This window comes from Methylobacterium cerastii (assembly GCF_022179125.1).
Lineage (GTDB): Bacteria > Pseudomonadota > Alphaproteobacteria > Rhizobiales > Beijerinckiaceae > Methylobacterium > Methylobacterium cerastii.
Map to the genome: position 1 here is coordinate 12666 of NZ_BPQG01000016.1, position 21770 is coordinate 34435.

12 protein-coding genes are annotated in these 21770 nt (G+C 71.9%); 2 read left to right on the top strand and 10 right to left on the bottom strand.

All coding sequences use genetic code 11. The annotated features are described in order from the left end of the window. Positions 1-4 precede the first annotated feature (4 nt). The 3 genes from MFF13_RS06525 to MFF13_RS06535 are packed head-to-tail and all read right to left on the bottom strand — an operon-like array spanning position 5 to position 6779. On the bottom strand, positions 5-904 hold the full coding sequence (locus MFF13_RS06525) for a transglutaminase family protein (protein ID WP_147829416.1): 900 nt from the start codon (positions 902-904) through the stop codon (positions 5-7). Beyond that, complete coding sequence (locus MFF13_RS06530) at positions 901-3459, bottom strand: circularly permuted type 2 ATP-grasp protein (RefSeq protein WP_147751514.1); 2559 nt, start codon at positions 3457-3459, stop codon at positions 901-903. The genes MFF13_RS06525 and MFF13_RS06530 overlap by 4 nt, the downstream gene beginning before the upstream one ends. Beyond that, on the bottom strand, positions 3456-6779 hold the full coding sequence (locus MFF13_RS06535; RefSeq protein ID WP_238271524.1) for a transglutaminase family protein: 3324 nt from the start codon (positions 6777-6779) through the stop codon (positions 3456-3458). The genes MFF13_RS06530 and MFF13_RS06535 overlap by 4 nt, the downstream gene beginning before the upstream one ends. Before the next feature lie 315 nt (positions 6780-7094). Here MFF13_RS06535 and MFF13_RS06540 point away from each other — a divergent pair, with 315 nt between their 5' ends. After that, positions 7095-8282: a zinc-binding metallopeptidase family protein gene (locus MFF13_RS06540; protein ID WP_238271526.1), complete on the top strand. Its 1188-nt coding sequence runs from the start codon at positions 7095-7097 to the stop codon at positions 8280-8282. 46 nt (positions 8283-8328) lie between these two features. Here MFF13_RS06540 and MFF13_RS06545 read toward each other — a convergent pair whose 3' ends face one another. Together MFF13_RS06545 and MFF13_RS06550 are read right to left on the bottom strand one after the other, a co-directional pair. After that, positions 8329-10047: a lysine--tRNA ligase gene (locus MFF13_RS06545; protein ID WP_147829419.1), complete on the bottom strand. Its 1719-nt coding sequence runs from the start codon at positions 10045-10047 to the stop codon at positions 8329-8331. 315 nt (positions 10048-10362) lie between these two features. Continuing rightward, positions 10363-11259, bottom strand: coding sequence for a transporter substrate-binding domain-containing protein (locus tag MFF13_RS06550; protein WP_373322490.1), 897 nt, complete (start codon positions 11257-11259; stop codon positions 10363-10365). A gap of 120 nt (positions 11260-11379) precedes the next feature. Between MFF13_RS06550 and MFF13_RS06555 the strand changes: the two genes are divergently transcribed. Beyond that, on the top strand, positions 11380-13248 hold the full coding sequence (locus MFF13_RS06555) for a glycosyltransferase (protein WP_238271535.1): 1869 nt from the start codon (positions 11380-11382) through the stop codon (positions 13246-13248). A 24-nt stretch (positions 13249-13272) separates the two neighbouring features. On the opposite strand, the gene MFF13_RS06560 is transcribed toward MFF13_RS06555, so the two are convergent. The 5 genes from MFF13_RS06560 to MFF13_RS06580 all read right to left on the bottom strand — a co-directional run bounded on the left by MFF13_RS06560 (position 13273) and on the right by MFF13_RS06580 (position 21765). Further along, positions 13273-13854 (bottom strand): SCO family protein, encoded by a 582-nt coding sequence (locus MFF13_RS06560; RefSeq protein ID WP_147763371.1) that lies wholly within the window; start codon positions 13852-13854, stop codon positions 13273-13275. A gap of 180 nt (positions 13855-14034) precedes the next feature. Beyond that, on the bottom strand, positions 14035-15513 hold the full coding sequence (gene cysG, locus MFF13_RS06565) for a siroheme synthase CysG (protein ID WP_147763370.1): 1479 nt from the start codon (positions 15511-15513) through the stop codon (positions 14035-14037). A 44-nt stretch (positions 15514-15557) separates the two neighbouring features. After that, positions 15558-18245: a nitrate reductase gene (locus tag MFF13_RS06570; protein WP_147763369.1), complete on the bottom strand. Its 2688-nt coding sequence runs from the start codon at positions 18243-18245 to the stop codon at positions 15558-15560. Between the two features lie 134 nt (positions 18246-18379). Continuing rightward, positions 18380-19984 (bottom strand): sulfite reductase subunit alpha, encoded by a 1605-nt coding sequence (locus MFF13_RS06575; protein ID WP_147763368.1) that lies wholly within the window; start codon positions 19982-19984, stop codon positions 18380-18382. Then, entirely contained in the window at positions 19981-21765 is a 1785-nt protein-coding gene (locus tag MFF13_RS06580; protein ID WP_147763367.1) for a NirA family protein, read from the bottom strand. The genes MFF13_RS06575 and MFF13_RS06580 overlap by 4 nt, the downstream gene beginning before the upstream one ends. Positions 21766-21770 lie beyond the last annotated feature (5 nt).

The following is a 21770-nucleotide window of genomic DNA, read 5'->3' on the forward strand; positions in this document are numbered from 1 at the left end:
GCGCTCAGCCGACGAGGGCCAGCGCCTCCGCCTCGTCCTGAGGGATCACGTCGACCTCGACCTTGAGCTTCTGCTTGCCCGAGCCGCTGACGATGCCGTCGATCGGGGCGACGTCGCCGTAGTCGCGCCCGCGGGCCACGACGATGTGGTCGTCGCGCACGCCGATGCCGTTGGTCGGATCGAGGCCGAGCCAGCCGTCGCCGCACCAGACCGCGACCCAGGCGTGGCTCGCGTCGGCGCCGCGCAGGCGCGGCCGGCCGGCCGGCGGGATCGTCCGGAGATACCCGCTGACATAGGCCGCCGGCAGCCCCATCCCGCGCAGGCCCGCGATCATCACGTGGGCGAAGTCCTGGCAGACCCCGGCGCGCAGGGCGAAGGCCTCCGAGAGCGGCGTGTGCACGTCCGTGGCCTTCGCGTCGAAGCGGAAGTCGGCGCGGATGCGCGTCATCAGGTCGAAGGCGGCGCCGTAGGCGCTGCGCCCGGGCGAGAAGCTCTTTCGCGCATAGTCGGTCACGTCGGGCAGCAGCGGCACCCGGGCGCTGGGGAACAGGAAGTGGACCGGCGCGTCCGCCCCGAGGTCGCGGGACGCGATCGCGGCCGCCCGCGCCGCCTCCCAGCCGCGGCCGGATTCGGGGGCGGGCGGCGGCGCGCGCTCGACCCGCACCTTCGACAGCGCCTCGACCCGGAACCGGGTGTGCGGCGCGTCCAGGGTGATGCCCACGGTCTCGATGCCGAACGTGTCGCGCCGGATCACCGCGGTGGCCGGGCTCGGGTCGATCGTCACCACGCTCTCGATCACCGACTGGCCCTCGCCCTCGGCGGGCTTCAGGCGCAGCGAGCAGCGCGCGAAGCTCACGGGCTTCGCGTAGGTGTAGGTGGTGACGTGGCGCAGCGTGTAGATCACGCCAGCCCCGCCAGCTTCTCGGGCCGCAGGGCGTGGGGGCCGTTGGGGAAGTAGCGGCCGGCGATGGTGTCGGCGAGCCGCTCCAGGTCGTCCTCGATCCGCGTCAGCCCGACGACGTCGAAGTCGGCGGCCTCGCCGCTGCGGAGCGCCGCCACGATCCGTGCGGCCAGGCGGCAATGCGGCTCGGGGATGCCGTCGGCCGAAAGCGCCGGCAGCTCGGCCAGGTGCCGGCCGATCGCCTCCGCCTGGAAGGCGACCGAGCGCGGGTTGTAGGGGTCGAGGAGCACCATGTCGCGCACGGGGTCGAGGGCCACGCCCTGCATGTAGCGCGCGCCGTAGGTGACCTGCGAATCGGTGAGCGACAGCAGCACGCCGAGGCAGTCGGCCCCGGCCTCGTCGTGGGCGAAGGCCAGGGTGAAGGCGCTGGTGTTGATCGCCCGCTCGATCCGCCGCCCGAGGTCGACGAAGTGCCATCCGGCGGCGCGGTTCATGTTCTCGTGCGTCAGCCCGGAGAGCGCCGCGATGTGGCTCAGCGCCCGCTCGGCCCGCCCGAGCAGCTGCGATTCGGTGAACGCGCGGGCGGCGTCGAGGGAGAGCAGGTCGATCAGGTCGGCGAGCACCCGCCACGCCTCGCCCGAGAGCCGGGCGCGCAGGGTCGCCGCGTTGGTGCGCGCCGAGATCACGTGGGCGCGGGCCGAGCCGTGCACCTCGCGCCCGACCAGGGCCTCCTGCGCCAGCGCCGCGGTCGGCATGTCAGCGGACCGGGTCGCGCCCCATTCCTCCAGCAGCGCGCGGATGCGCAAGGCGGTGGGGGCCTCGGTGTCGCCCGAGATGTCGGTGACGACGGCGTCGCCCACGCTGCGCAGATGCGCCAGCGTCAGGCGGATCACCGCCTCCGCGCGCTCGACGTAGCGGCCGAACCAGAACAGGCTGTCGGCCGCCCGCGAGGGCAGGTGACCGGAGATGCGCCGCACCCGCGGCGTGGCCTGCTGCCCGAGATGCCGGACGTCGACCGGGTTCTCGGAGAGGATCCAGACGTCGGCCGAGCGGATGCCGAGGCGCATCTCGATCGGGTCGACGTTCTCGCGCTCGGAGACCCGGCAGAAGCCGCCCGGCATCACCCGCCAGCCGTCGGGGGTGCGGGCCGCGAAGACGCGGAGCGCGAAGGGGCGGGGGACGAGGTGCAGGCCCCGGTCGGTCCGCTCCCAGGCCGGCATGGTCGAGAGCGGGCCGAGGTCCTGGCCCACGAAGTCGAACGGCCGGTCCCGGAAGGCCGCGAGCACCCGCTCGCGTTCGGCCGCGAGCGCCTGCGGCCCGAGGATCGCGTCGCGCCCCGCCCCGCGCTGCGGCGTGGCGGCCGGGCGCAGCGTCATCGCGTCGAGGTTGTCCCGGACGTGGGCGAGCCCGGCGGGATCGCCGCACCACCAGGCCGGCGGGCTCTTCAGCTTCAGGCCCTCGCCGAGGAGGCGCTGGGCGATGCCGTCGAGATAGGGGCTGAGGGCCGCCGACTCGACCACGCCGGAGCCCGGCATGTTGGCCATCACCAGGCTGCCGTTGCGCAAGGCCTCGATCACCCCGGGGATGCCGAGCCGCGAGGCCGGGTTGAGCTCCAGCGGATCGAGGAAGTCGCCGTCGATCCGGCGCCAGACCGCGTCGGCCCGCTTCAGGCCGGAGACGGTGCGCACGTGCAGGCACCCGTCCTGCATGACGAGGTCGTCGCCTTCCACGAGCATCAGGCCGAGATAGCGCGCGAGCGCGGCCTGCTCGACGTAGGTGCTGCTGTAGGGGCCCGACGTCAGCAGGCAGATGCGCGGGTCCGAGCGCGCGGCGCCGGACGCCAGGCCCTCGCGGAACGCCTGGAAGAAGGCGGGGAAGCGCTCGACCTGCAGGCTTTCGAGCACGTCCGGGAAGGTGCGGCCGAGCACCATCCGGTTCTCCAGGGCGTAGCCGAGGCCGGAGGGCGCCTGCGTCCGGTCGGCCAGCACCCGCCACGCCCCGTCCGGCCCGCGGCCGATGTCGGCGGCGTAGAGCTTGAGCCAGCGCCCGCCGGGGGGCGAGACCCCCTGCAGCGGGCGCAGGAACTCGGGGCTGCCGGCGACCACGGCCGCGGGCAGCAGGCCGTCGGCGACGAGGCGGCCCGGCCCGTAGACGTCGGCGAGGACCGCCTCCATCAGCTCGGCCCGCTGGATCAGCCCGGCGCTCAAGCTCCGCCACTCGGCCGCCTCGATCACCAGCGGCAGCGAGCCCAGCGGCCAGGCATGCTCGCGCTGGTCGCCGTAGATGCGGAACGAGATGCCGGTGTCGCGGATGTGGCGCTCGGCCGAGACGAAGCGGGCCATGATCTCGGGCTCGGAGAGCCGCGCGAGCCGTTCCAGCAGCCGGGGCCACGCGCCGCGCGGGCGACCGTCGGCGTCGCGGTACTCGTCCGGGCGTCCGGGCTCGGGCCGATAGCCGTCGGTCCAGCGGGCGAGCCGGTCGGGCTCGTCCGCCGCGTCCGGCCCGGTCGCCGCCTGATACCCCGCCGTGACCTGTGCCGCCCCCAGCGTCGAGCTCATGTCGGTTTCGGCGTTCTCAGGTCGAGGGTGTGGGGGAATTCGGGGTTGGTCTCGGGCGCCGGCATCGCGACCTTGCCCGGCGTGTGGCCGTGGGCCTGGAAGCGGGCCAGCCGCCGCCCCTCCGCCTCGTAGGTGTTGACCGGATGGGTCTCGTAGTTGCGCCCGCCCGGATGGGCGACGTGATAGCGGCAGCCGCCGAGCGAGCGCCCGCTCCAGCTGTCGAGGATGTCGAAGGTCAGCGGCGAGTGGGCGGGGATCGTCGGGTGCAGCGACGAGGCCGGCTGCCAGGCCTTGAACCGCAGGGCCGCCACCGCTTCGCCGTTCGTGCCGGTGCCGGTCATCGGCAGGCGCCGGCCGTTGCAGGCGATGACGTGGCGGCCGGGCACGAAGCCCTCGACCTTGACCTGCAGGCGCTCCACCGAGCTGTCGACGAAGCGGACGGTGCCGGCACTGGTCCCCTCCTCGCCCATCACGTGCCACGGTTCCAGCGCCTGACGGAGCTCGAGCTTCACGCCGCCATGCTCGACCCGGCCGAAGACGGGGAAGCGGAACGCGGCCTGCGCCTCGAAGGCCGTGGGGTCGAAGTCGTAGCCCGCGGCCCGCAGATCCTCCAGCACGTCGAGGAAGTCGGCCCAGAGGAAATGCGGGAGCATGAAGCGATCGTGCAGGCCCGTGCCCCAGCGGACACAGCCGCCGACCTGCGGCTCGCGCCACAGCCACGCCACCAGCGCCCGCAGCAGCAATTGCTGCGCGAGGCTCATGCGCGGGTCCGGCGGCATCTCGAAGGCGCGGAACTCGAGCAGGCCGAGCCGCCCGGTCGGCCCGTCGGGCGAGTACAGCTTGTCGATGCAGATCTCGGAGCGGTGGGTGTTGCCGGTGACGTCCACGAGGATGTTGCGGAACACCCGGTCGACGAGCCAGCGCGGGATGTTGGGCTCGTCCGGGCCCGGCACCTGCGCCAGCGCGATCTCCAGCTCGTAGAGGCCGTCGTGGCGGGCCTCGTCCATGCGCGGGGCCTGGCTCGTCGGGCCGATGTAGAGGCCCGAGAACAGGTACGAGAGCGCCGGGTGGCGCTGCCAGTACAGCACCAGGCTCTTCAGGAGGTCGGGCCGGCGCAGGAACGGCGAGTCGTCGGGCGTCGCGCCGCCCATCACCACGTGGTTGCCGCCGCCCGTCCCGGTGTGGCGCCCGTCCACCATGAACTTTTCCGCGCCGAGCCGCGTCTGCCGCGCGTCGGCGTAGAGGTCGGTGGTGATCGCCACCGCCTCGCGCCAGGAGGTCGCCGGGTGGACGTTGATCTCGATCACGCCCGGGTCGGGGGTGACCTTGATGACGTTGAGGCGCGGGTCGAAGGGCGGCTCGTAGCCCTCGACGTGGATCGCCAGCCCGAGCTTGTCCGCCGCCGCCTCGAGCACGCCGATCAGCTCGAGGTACTCGTCGGCGCGCTGGGTCGGGGGCATGAACACCCGCAGCGTCCCGTCGCGGGGCTCGACGGCGAGCGCGGTGCGCACCGCGACGCCGGTGATGCCGCCGCCGTTGACGGTCGCCTTCCCTGCCTCCTTGCCCGGCCCCTCGCCCGGATGTCCCTCGCCCGGATGTCCCTCGCCCGGATGTCCCTCGGGCAGGGGATCGCGCGGCTCCAGCGGGTCCTGCGGCTGGTAATAGGGGTAGTGCTCCGGCGGCACGTGCGGGAGCGAGCCGAGCGGCAGGCGGAAGCCGAGCGGCGAGTCGCCGGGCACCAGGAAGGCCTGGCCTCGCCGGAAGGCCCAGGCCTCCGAGATCCAGACCCGGTCGGAATCGCCGTCCTTGCCGGTGGGCAGGCTCGCGAGCGGCAGGACGAAGCCGGCCGGATTGCCGAGCCCCCGCTCGTAGACGCGGCTGATGCGCGAATCGAACTCCACCGAGCCGCTCTTGGCCTCCTGCGTCGTCACGTTGACGGGAAGCTCGGCGGTCTTCTCCTCCCAGTGCGCCGGGTCCTCGTAGGCCGGCATCACGTAGTCGCCCAGGCCGAAATGCCCGGCGACCGCGTCGATCAGCTTGCGCGCGGCGTCGGCGTCGGCCGACTTCGGGGCGTCCTCCCGCGCGATCAGGTCGGCGTCGCGCCAGATCGGGCGGCCGTCGCGGCGCCAGTAGAGCGCGAAGGCCCAGCGCGGCAGGCTCTCGCCCGGATACCACTTGCCCTGGCCGTAATGCAGCATGCCGCCCGGCGCGAAGCGGTCGCGCAGGCGCCGGATCAGCTGGTCGGCCAGCCCCCGCTTCGACGGGCCGACGGCGGCGATGTTCCACTCGGGCGCCTCGAAGTCGTCGATCGAGACGAAGGTCGGCTCGCCGCCCATGGTCAGGCGCACGTCCTGGGCGACGAGGTCGGCGTCGACCCGGTCGCCGAGCACGTCCATGGCGGCCCAGACCGCGTCCGAGAACGGCTTGGTGATCCGCGGGCTCTCCTCGACCCGGGTCACGGTCATCTCGAAGCCGAACTCGACCTTGGCCGGCTCGGCCAGCCCCGAGATCGGCGCAGCCGAATGGTAGTGCGGGGTGGCGGCGAGCGGGATGTGCCCTTCCCCGCAGAGCAGGCCGGAGGTGGCGTCGAGGCCGATCCAGCCCGCTCCCGGCAGGTAGACCTCGGCCCAGGCGTGCAGGTCGGTGAAGTCGGTCTTGGTGCCCTCGGGGCCGTCGACCGCGGTGGTGTCGGGCACGAGCTGGATCAGGTAGCCCGAGACGAAGCGGGCGGCGAAGCCGATGCGGCGCAGCACCTGGACGAGGAGCCAGCCGGAATCGCGGCACGAGCCGCTCTTCAGGGTCAGGGTCTCGGCCGGCGTCTGGACGCCCGGCTCCATGCGGACGCCGTAGGCGACCTCGCGGCTGATCTGCGCGTTCAGCGCCACGAGGAACAGCACGGTGTTCGGCTCGGCCGGCAGGCGCGTCAGGAAGTCGTCGATCTCGGGCCCCTGCGCGTCGTCGAGGACGCGGTAGGGCGCGAGCTCGGCGACGAGGTCCGGGGCGTAGGCGAAGGGGCGGGTCTGCGCGTAGTCCTCGACGAAGAAGTCGAACGGGTTGATCACCGACATGTCGGCGGTGAGGTCGACCTCGATCTTCAGCTCGCTGGTCTTCTCCGGGAAGACCAGCCGGGCGAGCCAGTTCCCGTTCGGGTCCTGCTGCCAGTTCACGAAGTGGTTCTCCGGGGTCACCTTGAGGGTGTAGGAGGGGATCTTCGTGCGGGCATGCGGCGCCGGCCGCAGGCGGATCACCTGGGGACCGAGCGCGATCGGCCGGTCGTAGGTGTAGTGGGTGACGTGGTGCAGGGCGGCTTTGATCGACACGGGCACTCTCGTCTGGGCGAAGCAGGTGGCGGCCGGACCGAATCCGGCGGTGCCCTCGTCTTCGCCTTATGCGGCAAAGGGGGGGAGGCAAGCAATTTCCATGCGGCCTCCGGCTCCCTGCGGCGCGCCGCGTGAATTCCGCTCCGCCCGCCTCTTCGCACGCCCCTTCGCCTGCCCCTTCGCCCGCCCGGGGAACTTTGCCGGGCAAGCCCGTTTGATGCGGCGAGGGCGGGCCGCCTGCCTGCGCTCGCCGACATCTGCCGACGACGCCTTCGACGACAGGGTGCTTGCCCGCCTCGGGCGCCGGGACCCGCCATGAAGATCTTCCAGTGCCAAGCCTGCGACCAGCCGCTCACGTTCGAGAGCACGGCCTGCGACAGCTGCCAGCGGCGCCTCGGCTACGTCTGCGAGGTGCACGAGATCTCGGCGCTGGAGCCGTCCGGGCAATCGGCCCATCCCGGCTCGGGCGCGGCGCAGACCTTCCACGCCTACGCGCGCCCCGGGCCGCGCTACCGGTTCTGCGCCAACGCCCGGCACGCGGCCTGCAACTGGCTCGTCCCGGACGACGCGCTCGAGACGTTCTGCGTCACCTGTCGCCACAACCGCGTGGTGCCCGACCTGACGCTCGCCTGGAACCTGACCCGCTGGCGCCAGGTGGAGGCGGCCAAGCACCGGCTGTTCTACTCGCTGCTGCGCCTCGACCTGCCGCTGGCGACGCGGGCCGCCTACACCGACGGGCTCGCCTTCGACTTCCTCGTCGACCCGTCCGAGAGCTTCCTGATCGGGCCGCCGGTGCTGACGGGCCACCTCAACGGCCTGATCAGCATGAACATCGCCGAGGCCGACGACGTCGAGCGCGAGCGGCGCCGGATCCGCTTCGGCGAGCATTACCGCACCCTGCTCGGGCACTTCCGTCACGAGATCGGGCATTACTTCTGGTACCTGCTCGTCCAGAACAGCCCGCACCTGTGGACGTTCCGCAACTTGTTCGGCGACGAGAGCCTGAACTACGTCGGCGCCCTGCAGACCCACTACGCCCACGGCGCCCCGAGCGATTGGGAGGAATCCTACGTCTCGGCCTACGCCACCAGCCACCCGTGGGAGGACTTCGCCGAGACCTGGGCGCACTACCTGCACATCGTCGACACGGTGGAGACCGCATCCACCTTCGCGCTGCAGCTGCGGCCGCAGCTGCGCCGGGGGCCGAGCGAGCCGGTGGTGATCGACTTCGACCCCTATCGCACCCCCGACCTCGACAAGCTGATCGCGGCGTGGCTGCCCCTCACCTACGCGGTGAACTCGCTCTCGCGCAGCATGGGCCAGCCGGACCTCTACCCGTTCCGCCTGACGCCCGCGGTGATCGCCAAGCTCGCCTTCGTCCACGAGCGCATCTACGCGGTGCGCGGCGACATGGGTCCCCAGGCCGGCGCCGAGGCGGGCGCCGACATCCTGCGCGCGGTGATCGCGGGGTTGCGCCAGAAGGTGGCGGTGCCGAACGCGTGAGCGCTGCGGGCACCCTGCGTCCGGCCGCGGCGAAGGGCCGTCTTCCTCAGGCGGATTTCGCCGCCCGGTCCGCCTTGAACGCCGCGTGCTCGGCGAGCAGGTCGCCCGACAGCGCCTTGGCGATCAGCGCGCGGGTCTCGGCCACGCCGTAGAGCGCCACGAACGAGCCGAAGCGCGGGCCGCGGGCCTCGCCGAACAGCACGTTGTAGATCGTGGTGAACCACGCCTGCGACACGCCGGGCCGCCCGTCCGGGCTCTTGCCCTTGCCCGACAGGTCCGGGAAATGCCGCCGGCCGACCTCGTAGACCACCGCCTGGAGGCCTTCCGGATCGGTCGAGCCGTCGTGCTCGGCGAGCGACGCGGAGAGGTCCTCGAGGGCTGCGCGCTCCTCCGGGCTCGGCGCGCGGTAGCTCTTGGCCGGGCGCACGAAATCGCGAAAGTACGCCAGCGCGTGGCCGACGAGCCGGTCGAGGCCGGGATGGGTGTCGGGTCCGACGTCGGCGGCATAGCGGCGGATGAAGCCCCAGAGCACCCCCGGCTCCTCGGCGTTGGCCACCGCCACGAGGTTGAGCAGCATCGCGAAGCTCACGCCGCCCTTGGCCCCGCCTTCCGCGCCCTCCCCGATCCGCTCCGGCGCGGGCGGGTTTCCGGCATGGATGTGCCAGACCGGGTTGCCCAGGCGCAGCTTGGCGTCCTGCCCGGCGTAGCGCTCGGAGAAGTTCAGGACCTCGTCGACGTGCCGCGGGATCACGTCGAAGAACAGCCGCTTGGCCTCGCGCGGCTTGTTGTACATGAACAGGCTCAGGCTCTCGGGCGTGCCGTAGGCGAGCCAGTCGTCGATCGTGAGCCCGTTGCCCTTCGACTTCGAGATCTTCTGGCCCTTCTCGTCGAGGAACAGCTCGTAGTTGAAGCCTTCCGGCGGCTCGCCGCCGAGCGCCCGGGCGATCTGCCCGGAGAGCTTCACCGAGTCGATCAGGTCCTTGCCCGCCATCTCGTAGTCGATGCCGAGCGCCACCCAGCGCATCGCCCAGTCGGGCTTCCATTGCAGCTTGGCGTGGCCGCCGGTGATCGGGGTCTCGTAGGCCTCGCCCGTCTTCGGGTCGCGCCAGGCGAGCGTCCCCTTGTCGGCATGCACCGCGTCGATCACCACCTGCATCACTTCCCCCGTCACCGGGTGAAGCGGCAGGAACGGCGAGTACGAGGCCGAGCGCTCGGCGCGCAGCGACGGCAGCATGATCGCCATCACCGCGTCGTAGCGCTCCGCGACCCGCATCAGGGCCTCGTCGAACGCACCGGAGCGGTAGCACGCGGTGGCCGAGCGGAACTCGTAGTCGAAGCCGAAGGCGTCGAGGAAGCGGCGCAGCTCCGCGTTGTTGTGCGCGCCGAAGCTGTCATGCGTCCCGAACGGATCGGGCACCCGGGTCAGCGGCTGGTTGAGGTGGCCGGCCAGCATCGCGCGGTTCGGGACGTTCTCGGGCACCTTGCGCAGGCCGTCCATGTCGTCGGAGAACGCGATCAGCCGGGTCGGCACGGCGTCCTTCGTCAGGACCCGGAAGGCGTGGCGGACCATCGAGGTCCGCGCCACCTCGCCGAAGGTGCCGATATGCGGCAGGCCCGACGGGCCGTAGCCGGTCTCGAACAGCACCTCGTGCTTGGGCCGGCGCTCCAGCCGCGCCACGAGCTTGCGCGCCTCCTCGAACGGCCAGGCGGCGGCGTGGGCTGCGGCCTCGATCAGGTCGGGGTCGAGGTGGAGAGGCGCGGACATGGGCTTCGAGACGCTTCGCGTGTGACATGGGGTTTTTGCGGGTGCGGCACCCTAGAGCATTTTCGAGCGAGGGGGATGCCGGCTCGCGTGAAGAAAATGCAATCCCGCAACAAGTGAGAATATTTTCGGTGATGCAAAGATCACTGAAAATGCTCTCGTGCGGTTTACCGCGATGCGAAATCCGAAAAGGACCAGAACGCAGGGCGCGAAGAGCGCACCGCGGAGCGAAAGCCCAAACCCAAGCCCGCGGAGGCGGGCGCCGGCGATCGAGGCGTCAGGAACGCAGGGCCGGCGCTTTCGAGCGATGGCCCTGAATCAGAACGGGCTCACGGGGAAGAACCGCAGGTACAGCTCGGTGTACTTCCCGTCGTCCCACACCCGCTGGAGCGCGTCGTCCAGCGCCCGCGACAGGGCCGCGTCCTCCTGTCGGGTGATCAGCCCGATGCCTTCGCCGAAGTAGCGGTTCTCCAGGTAGTCGCCGCCGGTCAGGGCGCAGCAATTGCCCGCCTCCAGGCCGCCGACCCAGAGGGCGAGGCCGAGCCCGTCGGCGAAGACGTAGTCGGCCTCGCCGCGCTTCACCGCGCCCTCGGCGGAGGCGAGGTCGGAAAACGGCTTCGCCTCGGCCTTGGGAAAGAACGCCTGGAGGTAGGCGGCGTGGGCGCTGCCGCCGACCACCGCCACCGACTTGCCCGCCACCGACTTGCCCGCCACCGACTTGCCCGCCAGCGCGCCCGCCGAGGGAACCGGCAGGCCGCGGTCGACGCGGGCGGCGAAGCGCGCCGGCCACCGGAAATAGGGCCGCGTCGCGGCGAACGTCGCCCGCAGCGTCGGCGTCAGCGGGATCGCGGCGGCGACGACGTCGCCCTGCTTCTCGGTCAGGCCGTCGAGAAGGGTGTCGAAGCGCCGGGCCTGCACGGTGCAGGTGATCGCCAGCTTCTCGCAGACCGCGCGGGCCAGCTCCACCGCGAAGCCGGTCGGGTTCCCGTCGGGGCCGGCGAAGTGCAGCGGCGGGAACTCGTCGTCGGTCAGGAAGCGCACGGCCCGGCCGGTCTGCGGCGCCTCGACCCGCTCGCCGCGGCTGCGCGGGTTCCAGAAGTTGGGCACCGTCACCGCCGCGGGCGCTTGCGGGGCGGCAACGGGCTGGGCGCCGGCCCGCGGCATCGCGGCGGCGCAGGCGAAGAGCGCTAAGAGAATAGTCTTTGAAAAGGACATCGTCCTTGCACCCTGAGCGCGCGCGCCTATGATCGCGGAGCGCCGACGGCGCGATGGGGAGGGGGTCCGGCTCACGTCCTCGCCTTAGCACGTCCTGGAGCCGACGGCAGCCGGCGCCCCGTGTCGTTCCTCCGCTTCCTCGGCCCCTCCCCCGGCCCACCGGCTTTGCCGCCGGAGATCGCGTTCCTGGCGGACGCGGGCGTCGATCCAGAGCTGCTGCGTCGCGCCGCGGATTTGGCCGAGGCGAGCGGGACCGACGCGGCGACCGCCCTTCTGCGCGCCGGGCTGATGGACGAGGAACCGTATTACCGGGCCCTCGCCCAAGCCCTCGAGGCCGAGTACCTCGACGGGCCGATCCCGCTCGGCATGGGCGCGCGCTTCCCCGACAGCCTGTCGCTCGGCATGGCGCCGCTGGTGCTGGGGGCGGGCGCCCCGGCGGTGCTGGCGCCGCGCGGGCGGCAGATCGCCGAACTGCTCGCCGGGCGCAGTCCGCGCGGGCGGATGCCTGCGGTGACGAGCCCGACGCGCCTGCGCGCGGCCCTGTTCGCGGCGATGCCGAAAGCCATCGCCGAGTACGCCGCCGACGACCTGGAAGCGAAGGCGCCGGGTTGGGCCTTCGGCACCCGGCCGCTCGGGCCGGGTCTGGCGCTCGCCGCCCTGATCGCCTGCGCCGGCACTCTCGCCTTCGAGGCCCTGCCGCCGATCCTTGCCTTGATCCTCGTCGTGGCGGCGCAGACGCTGTTCCTGGCGATGGCGATGTTCCGCGTCGGAGCCCTGTTCATCCCCTCCCCGACCGTGCCGCCACCAGTCGTCGCGCCCTTGAACGACCGCGACCTGCCGACGTACACCGTCCTCGTGGCGCTCTATCGCGAGGCCCGCGTGGTGCCGCGCCTCGTCTCGGCGCTGGCCCGGTTCGACTACCCGTTGGCCAAGCTCGACCTGAAGTTCGTCGTCGAGGCGGACGATGCCGGCACTATCGCCGCCCTCGCGCGGATCCCGCTGCCCGCCCGCTTCGAGGTGATCGCGGTTCCCGACGGCCGGCCGCGGACGAAGCCGCGGGCGCTCAACGTCGCCCTGCCTCTCGCCCGCGGCGAGCTGCTCGTGGTCTACGACGCCGAGGACGTGCCCAACCCGGGCCAGCTGCGCCTCGCCGCCGAGATCTTTGCGCGGGCGCCCGCCAGCACCGCCTGCCTGCAGGGCCGCCTGGTGATCGACAACCCGGAGGATTCCTGGATCGCCCGGTGCTTCGCCCTGGAATATGCCGGCCTGTTCGACGTGCTGAACCCGGCGCTGGCGCACTGGCACCTGCCGATGCCGCTCGGGGGAACCTCGATGCACGTCCGCACCGCGGTGCTGCGCGAGCTGCACGGCTGGGACGCGCGCAACGTCACCGAGGACGCCGACCTCGGGATGCGGCTGGCCTGCGCCGGCTACCACGTCGGCGACCTGCCGAGCGCGACGATCGAGGAGGCACCGATCGTGCTGCGGGCCTGGCTGCACCAGCGCGTCCGCTGGATGAAGGGGTTCCTGCAGACCACCGTCACCCACGGCCGCAACCCCATCGAAACCTATCGGCGCCTCGGGCGCCTCGACACGCTCTGCGCCGCGACGCTGATTCCCGGCGCGGTCGCCTCCGCGCTGGTCTACCCGGTCTTCCTCGTCTGGGCGTGCGCCGACTTCCTGCTCTTCGAGATTCCGGTCGCACCCGAGTTTTGGCGCAACCTCCCCATCGGCGTCGCGATCACCCTGTTCCTGTCAGGCATCACGGCCCTGATCCTGCCGCCGGCGCTCGGATGCATCCGCCGGGGCTGGTGGGACCTCCTGTGGTTCGTGCCGGTGATGCCGTTCTACTTCGCCCTGGTGAGCGTCGCCGCGTGGCTCGCGGTGATCGAGTTCGTCCGCGCGCCCTCGCAGTGGAACAAGACGGAGCACGGGCTGTCACGCACCTCGCGCAGCGGCGTGCTGCGTCCGCGACGCCCGGCGGCGTGAGGCCGGGCCGCCTGGGGCGGCCGATCAGATCCGCTTGGCCAGTTCCGCCGCCGTCTCGTCGGCCGGGCGCATCAGGTTGAGCGCGCCGAGGAAGCGGTTCTTGCCGTCCATCACGTAGACCAGGGCGGTGTGCTCCATCGTGTAGTCGCCGTCCCTGCCCGGCACCTTGCGGCTGTAGGCGCGATAAGCCTTCACGGACGCCGCCACCTGGGCCGGGCTGCCGGTGAGCCCGGTGATCCGCGGATCGAAGCTCGACAGGTAGGCCTTGAGGCTCGCCGGCGTGTCCCGATCCGGGTCGACGGTGATGAAGGCGACCTTCATTGCCTTGGCCTTCGGCCCGAGCGCCGCCAGCACGTCCGAGATCTGCTGCAGGGTCGTCGGGCAGATGTCGGGGCAGTGGGTGAAGCCGAAGAACACGAGGTGCGTCGCGCCGGCGAAGTCGGCCTCGGTGACCGCCTTCCCGTCCTGATCCACTAGCGTGAACGGCCCGCCGACGCTCGAAGCCGCCACCTCCGTCCGTTCCGGCATCAGCGTGAACACGGCCGCGGCCGTGAGCCCGACGAAGCCGAGCACGAAGGCGATGATGGGCAGGAGGGAGCGGCGCATGGAGGTGACCTTCTCGCGAAGGCCGCTGGAACAGCATGGGCGGCCGCGGGTGGCAAGGTCGGGGCACTTCTAAGGACCCTGGCGCTTTGCCTCAGGCCTCGGTATCCACCGCCACGGCCATCCGCCTGGACGCCGGCGCGCCGATCAAGCGCCGACCGCGTGAGGCCTCGACCAACGCGGTCAGGACGCGACGGAGCCCGCTGCTTCGAACGGCGTCGGCAAGGCCACGTCGTCGAGGGCGGACGAAGCCTTCGTGTGGCGCAGGGCTTCGCCGATCATCAGGATCGCCGGACCGTCCAGGCCTGCCGCGTCCGCGCGGTCGGCAAGGTCGAAGGCCGTGCCCGTCACAACCTGCTGATCGGGGCGGGTGGCGTTGAAGGTCAGGAGCGCCGGCGTCGCGGGCGCGAGGCCTTCGGCGACCGCGCGCTCCAGCAGCACCCGCAGGGTGCGCTTGGGCATGTAGACCACGGTGGTGACCGAGGGATCGGCAAGCGCCCCCCAGTTCAGGTCGTCTGGCAGCGCGCCGCGGCGGTCGTGCCCGGTGACGTATTGCAGGCGGCGCGCCGCGTCGCGGTGGGTGAGCGAGACGCCGAGGGAGGCCGCCGCACCCTGCGCCGCGCTGATCCCCGGCACCACGGCGACGGGGATGCCGGCCTGCCGGCAGGCCTCGATCTCCTCGCCGGCGCGGCCGAAGATCAGCGGGTCGCCGGACTTGAGGCGCACCACCTGCTTGCCGGACTTGGCGAGCGAGACCATCAGCGCGTTGATGTCGTCCTGGCGGCAGGACGGCCCATGGCCGGTCTTGCCCACCAGCATCGTGCGCGCCTCGCGGCGGGCGTAATCCAGGATCTCGGGGGCGACGAGGTCGTCGTAGAGGATCACGTCGGCGTTGCGTAAGGAACGCAGCGCCTTCAACGTCAGCAGCTCGGCGTCGCCCGGCCCGGCGCCGACGAGCGTCACCGCCCCGCCCTTGGGCGCGGATTCGGTCTGCGCGAGCAGCCGTTCGAGGTCCGCGTCCGTCGGCGCCCGGTCCGGCTCGGCGAAGGCCAGATCCGAAAACCGTTCCCAGAAGCCGCGGCGCTCGGCAAAGCCGTGGAAGCGCGCGGTGACACCCTCGCGCCAGTCCCGCGCCGCCGCGACCCAGCGCGAAAACCCGCGCGGCAGCATCGCTTCGATGCGCGCCCGCACGGTCTGCCCGAAGACCGGCACCGCGCCTTCCGTCGAGATGCCGACCACCAAGGGCGAGCGGTTGACGATGGCGCCGAACTTCACGTCGCAGAGATGCGGCCGGTCGACGGCGTTGACGATGGCGCCGGTGCCGCGCGCGGCGGCGACGAAGGCAACGCACTCGGCCTCGTCATCCATCGCGCCGATGCAGAAGGCCGAGCCCCACAAGTCGTCCGGCGCCCAGGCGCGCTCGTGTAGGGTCACGCTGCCGGCGACGACCTCGCCCGGCACGCTTCGCATCTCTTCGCTCGGCTCCGCCGCGTAGACGTCGACGTGGGCGCCGGCGGCGGCGAGCAGCTTCACCTTCCAGGGCGCGCCGCCGTTCGAGCCGGCCAGCACCGCGCGCTTGCCCTGCAGCGGCACGAAGACCGGGAGGACGGCGAGGGGTTCGAGGCCGGCGCGGGTCTCGCGCGGCTGGCGGGGCGTGCTCATGAGGGTCGGCTTGGATCTCGTCTGGGTCACGGACGAACCTGATGCTACGCGGCGTCGCGCGCAAGCGCCTCGGGCAGCAGCTTGCGGATCTCAGGGATGCACGAGCCGCAATTCGTGCCGGCCTTGCAGGCTGCGCCCACCGCCTCGACGGAGCCCGCGCCGCCCGTGATGGCCGCCGTGATGACGTCGAGCCCGACCCCGTGGCAGGCGCAGACCACCGGTCCAGCGCCGGCGGTGGCGGCGCGGCCCGAGAGCAGGGCGCGGCGCTCGGCCGCGCCGGGCACCGCCCCCGCGAACAGGGCCTTGGCCGCCTCCCAGTCGGGCCGGCCCGCCTCGGGACCGAGCGCGAGGCAGGCGACGAGGCGCTCGCCGTCGTAGACCGCGCAGCGGTAGCGGCCGCGGGCGTGGTCGGCGTATTCGGCGAGCTCCAGCCCCTGGAACAGGCCGCGCATCAGCAGCATGGCCTCCCGCGATCCCTCCCGCGTGGCGAATTGCAGGCCCGAGCCGCCGCCGATCGCCGCCCGCGCCCACCACCACCCGGCCGGCGTCGTCACCGGGTCGCGGCTGAGCAGGAAGCCCCGCGAACGGTAAGAGGCCGCCGCGATCGCCGCCGGCGTCGCCTTCAGCTCAGGCTGGCCCGAAAGCGGATCGGGCACGCCCCGGACCAGCGCCCCGACGCGGGCCATCGAGGCGTTCGAATCGTTCCAGTGCATCGGCATGAACAGGGTGCCGGGCGCCACCGCCTCGGTGACTATCACCTCCAGCTCGGCCGCGCCGTGCGCGGTCGAGACCCGAGCGAGGCCGCCCTCGGCGAGATTCGCGGCGGTGGCGTCGCGGGGGTGGACCTGGACGAAGGGCACCGGGCGGTGGGCCGAGAGCCGCTGGCTCTTCCCCGTCCGCGTCATCGTGTGCCAGTGGTCGCGCACGCGCCCGGTGTTCAGCACGAACGGCATCGTTTCGCTCGTGGCCTGGGCCAGCGCCGGCGCCTGCACCGCGACAAAGCGGGCGCGCTTGTCGAAGGTGAAGAAGCGTCCGTCCGAAAACAGCCGCGCCTTCGTGCCGCCGCGCTTCGTCAGGGGCCACTGCACCGGCAGGTTCGTCTCGTAGGCGGCGTCGCCGATGTCGGCGAGTGCGCCGATGTCGAAGTCGCGGGTGCCGTTGTTCTCGAAGGCCGAGAGCGCAGCATGCTGGCGGAACACCGCCGCCGCCGAGGTGAAGCCGAAGGCGGCGCCGTGGCCGAGGCGGCGCCCGACGTCGGCGAGCACCGCCCAGTCCGGCCGCGCTTCGCCCGGCGCCTTGAGGAAGCGGCGCTGGCGCGTGATCCGGCGCTCGGAATTCGTGACGGTGCCGTCCTTCTCGCCCCAGGCGAGGGCCGGCAACAGCACGGTCTTCTTGGCCGTCGCGCTGGCGGTGTCGGAATCGGCCATCACCTCTGAGACGACGAGCAAGTCGAGGCCCTTCAGGGCGTCCTTGATCACGTCGGCCTGCGGCATCGAGACCAGCGGGTTGGTCCCCATCACCCAGAGCGCCTTGATCTTGCCGCGTGCGATCGCGTCGAACAAAGCCACCGCCTTCATCCCCTCGCCGGTGATGAGGTTCGGCGCGTTCCAGAAGCGGCGGACCTTGTCGACCTCCTCGGGTGCGAAGTGCATGTGGGCGGCCAGCATGTTGGCCAAGCCCCCGACCTCGCGCCCGCCCATGGCGTTGGGCTGGCCGGTGAGCGAGAACGGCCCCGCCCCCGGCTGCCCGATGCGGCCGGTGGCGAGGTGGCAGTTGATGATGGCGTTGCCCTTGTCGGTGCCCTGTGCCGACTGGTTGGCCCCTTGCGAGAAGGCGGTGACGACGCGCTTCGTGCCGGCGAACAGGTCGAAGAAGGCGGACACGTCCGCCTCCGACAGGCCGGTCGCCGCGGCGGTGGCGGCCGGCGTCGGCGCGATGGCGCGCGCCCGCTCGAGCGCGCCGTCGTAGCCGGAGGTGTGGTCGGCCACGAAGCGGGCGTCGCAGGCGCCGACCCGGTCGAGATGCACCAGCAGCCCCGAGAACAGGGCGCTGTCGGTGCCGGGCCGGAGGCCGAGGAACAGGTCGGCCTCCTCGGCGGTCTCGGTCCGGCGCGGGTCGACCACGATCAGCCTGGTGCCGCGCGCCGTGCGCGCGTCCACCATCCGGCGGAATAGGATCGGATGGCACCAGGCGGTGTTGGAGCCGACCAGCACGATCACGTCGGCCTCGTCGAGGTCCTCGTAGCAGCCGGGCACGGTGTCGGAGCCGAAGGCGCGGCGGTGCGCGGCGACCGCGCTCGACATGCACAGGCGCGAGTTGGTGTCGACGTGCGGCGTGCCGATGAAGCCCTTCGCGAGCTTGTTGGCGACGTAGTAATCCTCGGTGAGCAATTGCCCGGAGAGGTAGAAGGCGATCGCGTCCGGCCCGTGCTTCTCGGCCGTGCGGCGGAAGGCGCCGGCGACCGTGCCCAGCGCCGATTCCCAAGACGCCCGCACGCCGTCGACGTGCGGATGCAGCAGGCGGTTCTCCAGGCCCAGCGTCTCGCCGAGCGCCGAGCCCTTGGAGCACAGGCGGCCGAAATTGGCCGGATGCGCGGTGTCCCCGGCGATCCCGGCGCCGCCCGTCCCGTCCGGCGTCGCGATCACGCCGCAGCCGACCCCGCAATAGGGGCAGGTGGTCCGAACCGCTGCAGCCTGGCTCGAGACCTTGGGCTCCGGCACGTGCACGGTCATGGCAAGGTCCTCGTGGTTTCGACGTCTTGGTGGTTTCGACGTCGGCCGGCGCGGCGGAGGGCAGCAAGAGTCGGGCCGGGCATTTGCGGAGTCTTCCTCCCCCGCAGAGGGGGGAAGGGAAGAACCGTCGCCGCTCAGTACACGTCGGCCTGGTAGCGACCGGCCTTCTTCAGGGTGCCGAGATAGGCCACCGCCTCGTCGGGCGACTTGCCGCCGTGCTGGGCGGCCACGTCGATGATCGCGCGCTCCACGTCCTTGGCCATGCGCTTGGCGTCGCCGCAGACGTAGAAGTGGGCGCCGCCCTCCAGCCACTTCCACAGGTCGGCGCCGGTCTCGCGCATGCGGTCCTGGACGTAGGTCTTCTCGGTGCCGTCGCGCGACCAGGCCAGCGACAGGCGGGTGAGCACCTTGTCGTCGCGCATCTGCGTGAGCTCGTCCTTGTAGAAGAAGTCGCTCGCTTGGCGCTGGTGGCCGTAGAACAGCCAGTTGCGCCCCGGCGCCTGCGTCGCCGCGCGCTCGCGCAGGAAGGCCCGGAACGGGGCGATGCCGGTGCCGGGGCCGCACATGATCACGTCGGTGGAAAGGTCCGCGGGGAGCGCGAAGCCGTGCGCCTTCTGCAGGTAGATTTTGGCCCGGGTCTGCTCGGGCATGCGCTCGCCGAGATGCGTCGAGGCGACGCCGAGCCGGAGGCGCGAGCGGTGGTTGTAGCGCACCGCGTCCACCGTTAGCGAGACTTTGCCCGCATCCATCTTCGGCGAGGACGAGATCGAGTAGAGCCGCGGCTGCAGCTCGTCGAGGGATTCGAGGAACACCTCGGCGTCGGGACGCGCGCCGGGGAACTTGTGGAGCGCGCCGAGTACGTCGAGGTAGGCGGCGTCGCCGTCCGGGTCCTCGCCGGCCGAGAGCGCCTTGGCCTTGCGGCGGGCCTCGCCCGAGGTCAGCAGCGAGAGCAGCTGGTAGAGACCGTCGGGGGCGGCGCCGAGCGAGTAGTCGGCGATCAGCCGGTCGCGGAGCGTCTTGCCGCCGATCACCCGCTCGGGGCGGGCGCCGAGCTCGGCGATCACCGCGTCGGCGAGCGCCGGCGCGTTGGCCGGGAAGAGGCCGAGCGAGTCGCCGGCCTCGTAGGTGATCGGCGTGTCCCTAAGGTCGAACTCGACGTGCCACGTCTCCTTCTCGCCGCCTGGCTCGTTGAGCCGGCGCCGGCCGAGGAAGATCGCCTCGACCGGGTTCTCGCGGCAATAGCCCAGCGGGCCGAGGTCGATGGGCTTGTCCGCCGCCGCCGCCTCGCCTGCGGCCGCAGCCGGGGCGGCCGCGTCGCCCGTGCCGAACTCCTCGTCGAGCTTCTTCAGCATCCGGAGCGTCTCCTTGCCGCCGGGCTGGCAGAGGTTCAGACGCGCTTCGCTCTTGAGGAAGATGGCGTTGGCGTAGTCGGCGCAGTTGTAGCCGCACTGGCCGCAATCCTGCTGGGCCATCGCCGCCATGAGCTTCTGCGGCTCGGGCCGGGCCTTGGCCATCTCCATGCGCTCAGTGATCGGCATCGACGGGTCGTGCCAGGGCGCGTCGTCGTTGTCGGCGAGCTTCGGGCCGCCGGGCATCTCGGCCGTGCCGATCGCGGTGGCGCCCTCGACCGCCGGGCCGAGGAGGGCGGCGAAGTAGCCCGAAAGCCACGAGCGCTGGTCGGCGGAGAACGGGGCGTTCTCGGGAACGAGGACGAGGGGGGGGGAGACGTGCTCGCTCATGCGGCTGCCTTGAGGGCTGGCTGTTCTTCGGCAAGGTCGCGCAGGGCTTCCGGCCCCGTTCGCGCCGTGAAGGTCTGGAAGCTCTCCTCTGGCCCGGTGCGGCGGGCGAGGTAGGTGCGCAGCAGCGCCTCGACGCGTGACGGCGCGTCCTCGGCCTTAATCGCCGTCCAGATCCCGGTGCCGATCTTCGGGTTCTCGGCGAACCCGCCGCCGACCACGACGTCGTAGCCAGGAACGGTGTCGCCCTCCTCCGAGACCACCACCTTGGCGCCGATCAGGCCGATGTCGCCGATGTAGTGCTGGGCGCAGGAATGGTGGCAGCCGGTGATGTGGACGTTCACCGGCACGTCGAGCTCAGGGAGCGTCGCCTCGACGTGGCCGGCGATGATCATCGCGTCGCCCTTAGTGTCCGCGGCGGCGAACTTGCAGCCGTTCGAGCCGGTGCAGGCGACGAGGCCCGAGCGGATGCCCGCCGCCTTGGTGGTGAGGCCGAGCGCCGCCACCCGCGCCTCGACCTCGGCGACCTTGACGTCGGGCACGCCGGAGAACAGGAAGTTCTGCCAGACCGTCATGCGGATCTGCCCGTCGCCGCATTCCTGCGCGATCCGCGCGAGCTCGCGGACCTGATCGCTCATGATCTTGCCCACCGGCAGGATCACGCCGATCCAGTTGAGGCCGGGCTGCACCTGGGCGTGGACGCCGACATGGGCGAACCGGTCGGTGGCTTTCCGCGGCACGACGTGGGCCGGATCGACCCGGTCGAGCTTGTATCCGAGCTTCTCTTCGACCGCGGCGAGGTACTTGTCGAAGCCCCAGGCGTCGAGGACGTACTTCATCCGGCTCTTGTTGCGGTTCGTCCGGTCGCCGTTCTCGATGAACACGCGGATGATCGCGTCTGAGACCTTGTTGCAATCCTCGGGCTTCAACACGATGCCGGTGTCGCGGGCCAGATCCCGGTGGCCGGAGATGCCGCCGAGCACGAGGCGCATCCACACGCCCGGCGTGACGCTCGCGCCCTCCAGCACCTCGATCGCCTGGAAGCCGATGTCGTTGGTCTCCTCCAGCACCGCGACGATGCCGCCGCCGTCGAAGGCGACGTTGAACTTGCGCGGCAGGCCGTAGAGCGACTGGTCGTTGATGATCCAGTTGTTCCAGGACTTGGCGAGCGGGCGGGTGTCCAGAAGCTCCTGATGATCGATGCCGGCGGTGGGCGAGCCGGTGACGTTGCGGATGTTATCCGCACCCGAGCCGCGCGCGGTCAGCCCGATGTCGACCAGCCCGTCGAGGAAGGGCTGGGCGTGCTCGGGCGCGATGTGGCGCACCTGGAGGTTGGCCCGCGTGGTCACGTGGACGAAGCCGCCGCCATGCGCGTCGGCGAGGTCGGCGACACCTGAAAACTGCCAGTGGTGCAGGATGCCGTTGGGGATGCGCAGGCGGGCCATGAACGAGGTCTGGTTCGGGGCGACCCAGAACAGGCCGTGATAGCGCCAGCGGAAGTTGTCCTCGGGCTTCGGCGCCTTGCCCGTCGCCGCCTCGACCTTCAGCCGGTTGTGGCCCTCGAACGGGTTCTCGGCGCGCTTCCATTTCTCCTGCTCGCAGAGCTTGCCGCCAGCCTTCACCGTGGCGTCCTGCGCCTTGATGTGGATCGCGTCCGGCCCGGTCGGCTCGGGCGGCGGACCGCCCTGCCCGATGGCCAGGCCGCCCGTCAGCCGGGCGGCGGCCACGCCCGAGGCGAAGCCTTCGAGGTAGCGCTTCTGCTCGGCGTTGAAGTCTTCAGCCATGGTCC

What these genes read in the sequence shown, in the direction of transcription:
- MFF13_RS06530 (WP_147751514.1), bottom strand. Translation starts at nt 3,459, where the DNA reads ATGAGCTCGACGCTGGGGGCGGCACAGGTCACGGCGGGGTATCAGGCG.
- MFF13_RS06540 (WP_238271526.1), top strand. Translation starts at nt 7,095, where the DNA reads ATGAAGATCTTCCAGTGCCAAGCCTGCGACCAGCCGCTCACGTTCGAG.
- MFF13_RS06545 (WP_147829419.1), bottom strand. Translation starts at nt 10,047, where the DNA reads ATGTCCGCGCCTCTCCACCTCGACCCCGACCTGATCGAGGCCGCAGCC.
- MFF13_RS06550 (WP_373322490.1), bottom strand. Translation starts at nt 11,259, where the DNA reads ATGTCCTTTTCAAAGACTATTCTCTTAGCGCTCTTCGCCTGCGCCGCC.
- MFF13_RS06560 (WP_147763371.1), bottom strand. Translation starts at nt 13,854, where the DNA reads ATGCGCCGCTCCCTCCTGCCCATCATCGCCTTCGTGCTCGGCTTCGTC.
- cysG (WP_147763370.1), bottom strand. Translation starts at nt 15,513, where the DNA reads ATGAGCACGCCCCGCCAGCCGCGCGAGACCCGCGCCGGCCTCGAACCC.
- MFF13_RS06570 (WP_147763369.1), bottom strand. Translation starts at nt 18,245, where the DNA reads ATGACCGTGCACGTGCCGGAGCCCAAGGTCTCGAGCCAGGCTGCAGCG.
- MFF13_RS06575 (WP_147763368.1), bottom strand. Translation starts at nt 19,984, where the DNA reads ATGAGCGAGCACGTCTCCCCCCCCCTCGTCCTCGTTCCCGAGAACGCC.
- MFF13_RS06580 (WP_147763367.1), bottom strand. Translation starts at nt 21,765, where the DNA reads ATGGCTGAAGACTTCAACGCCGAGCAGAAGCGCTACCTCGAAGGCTTC.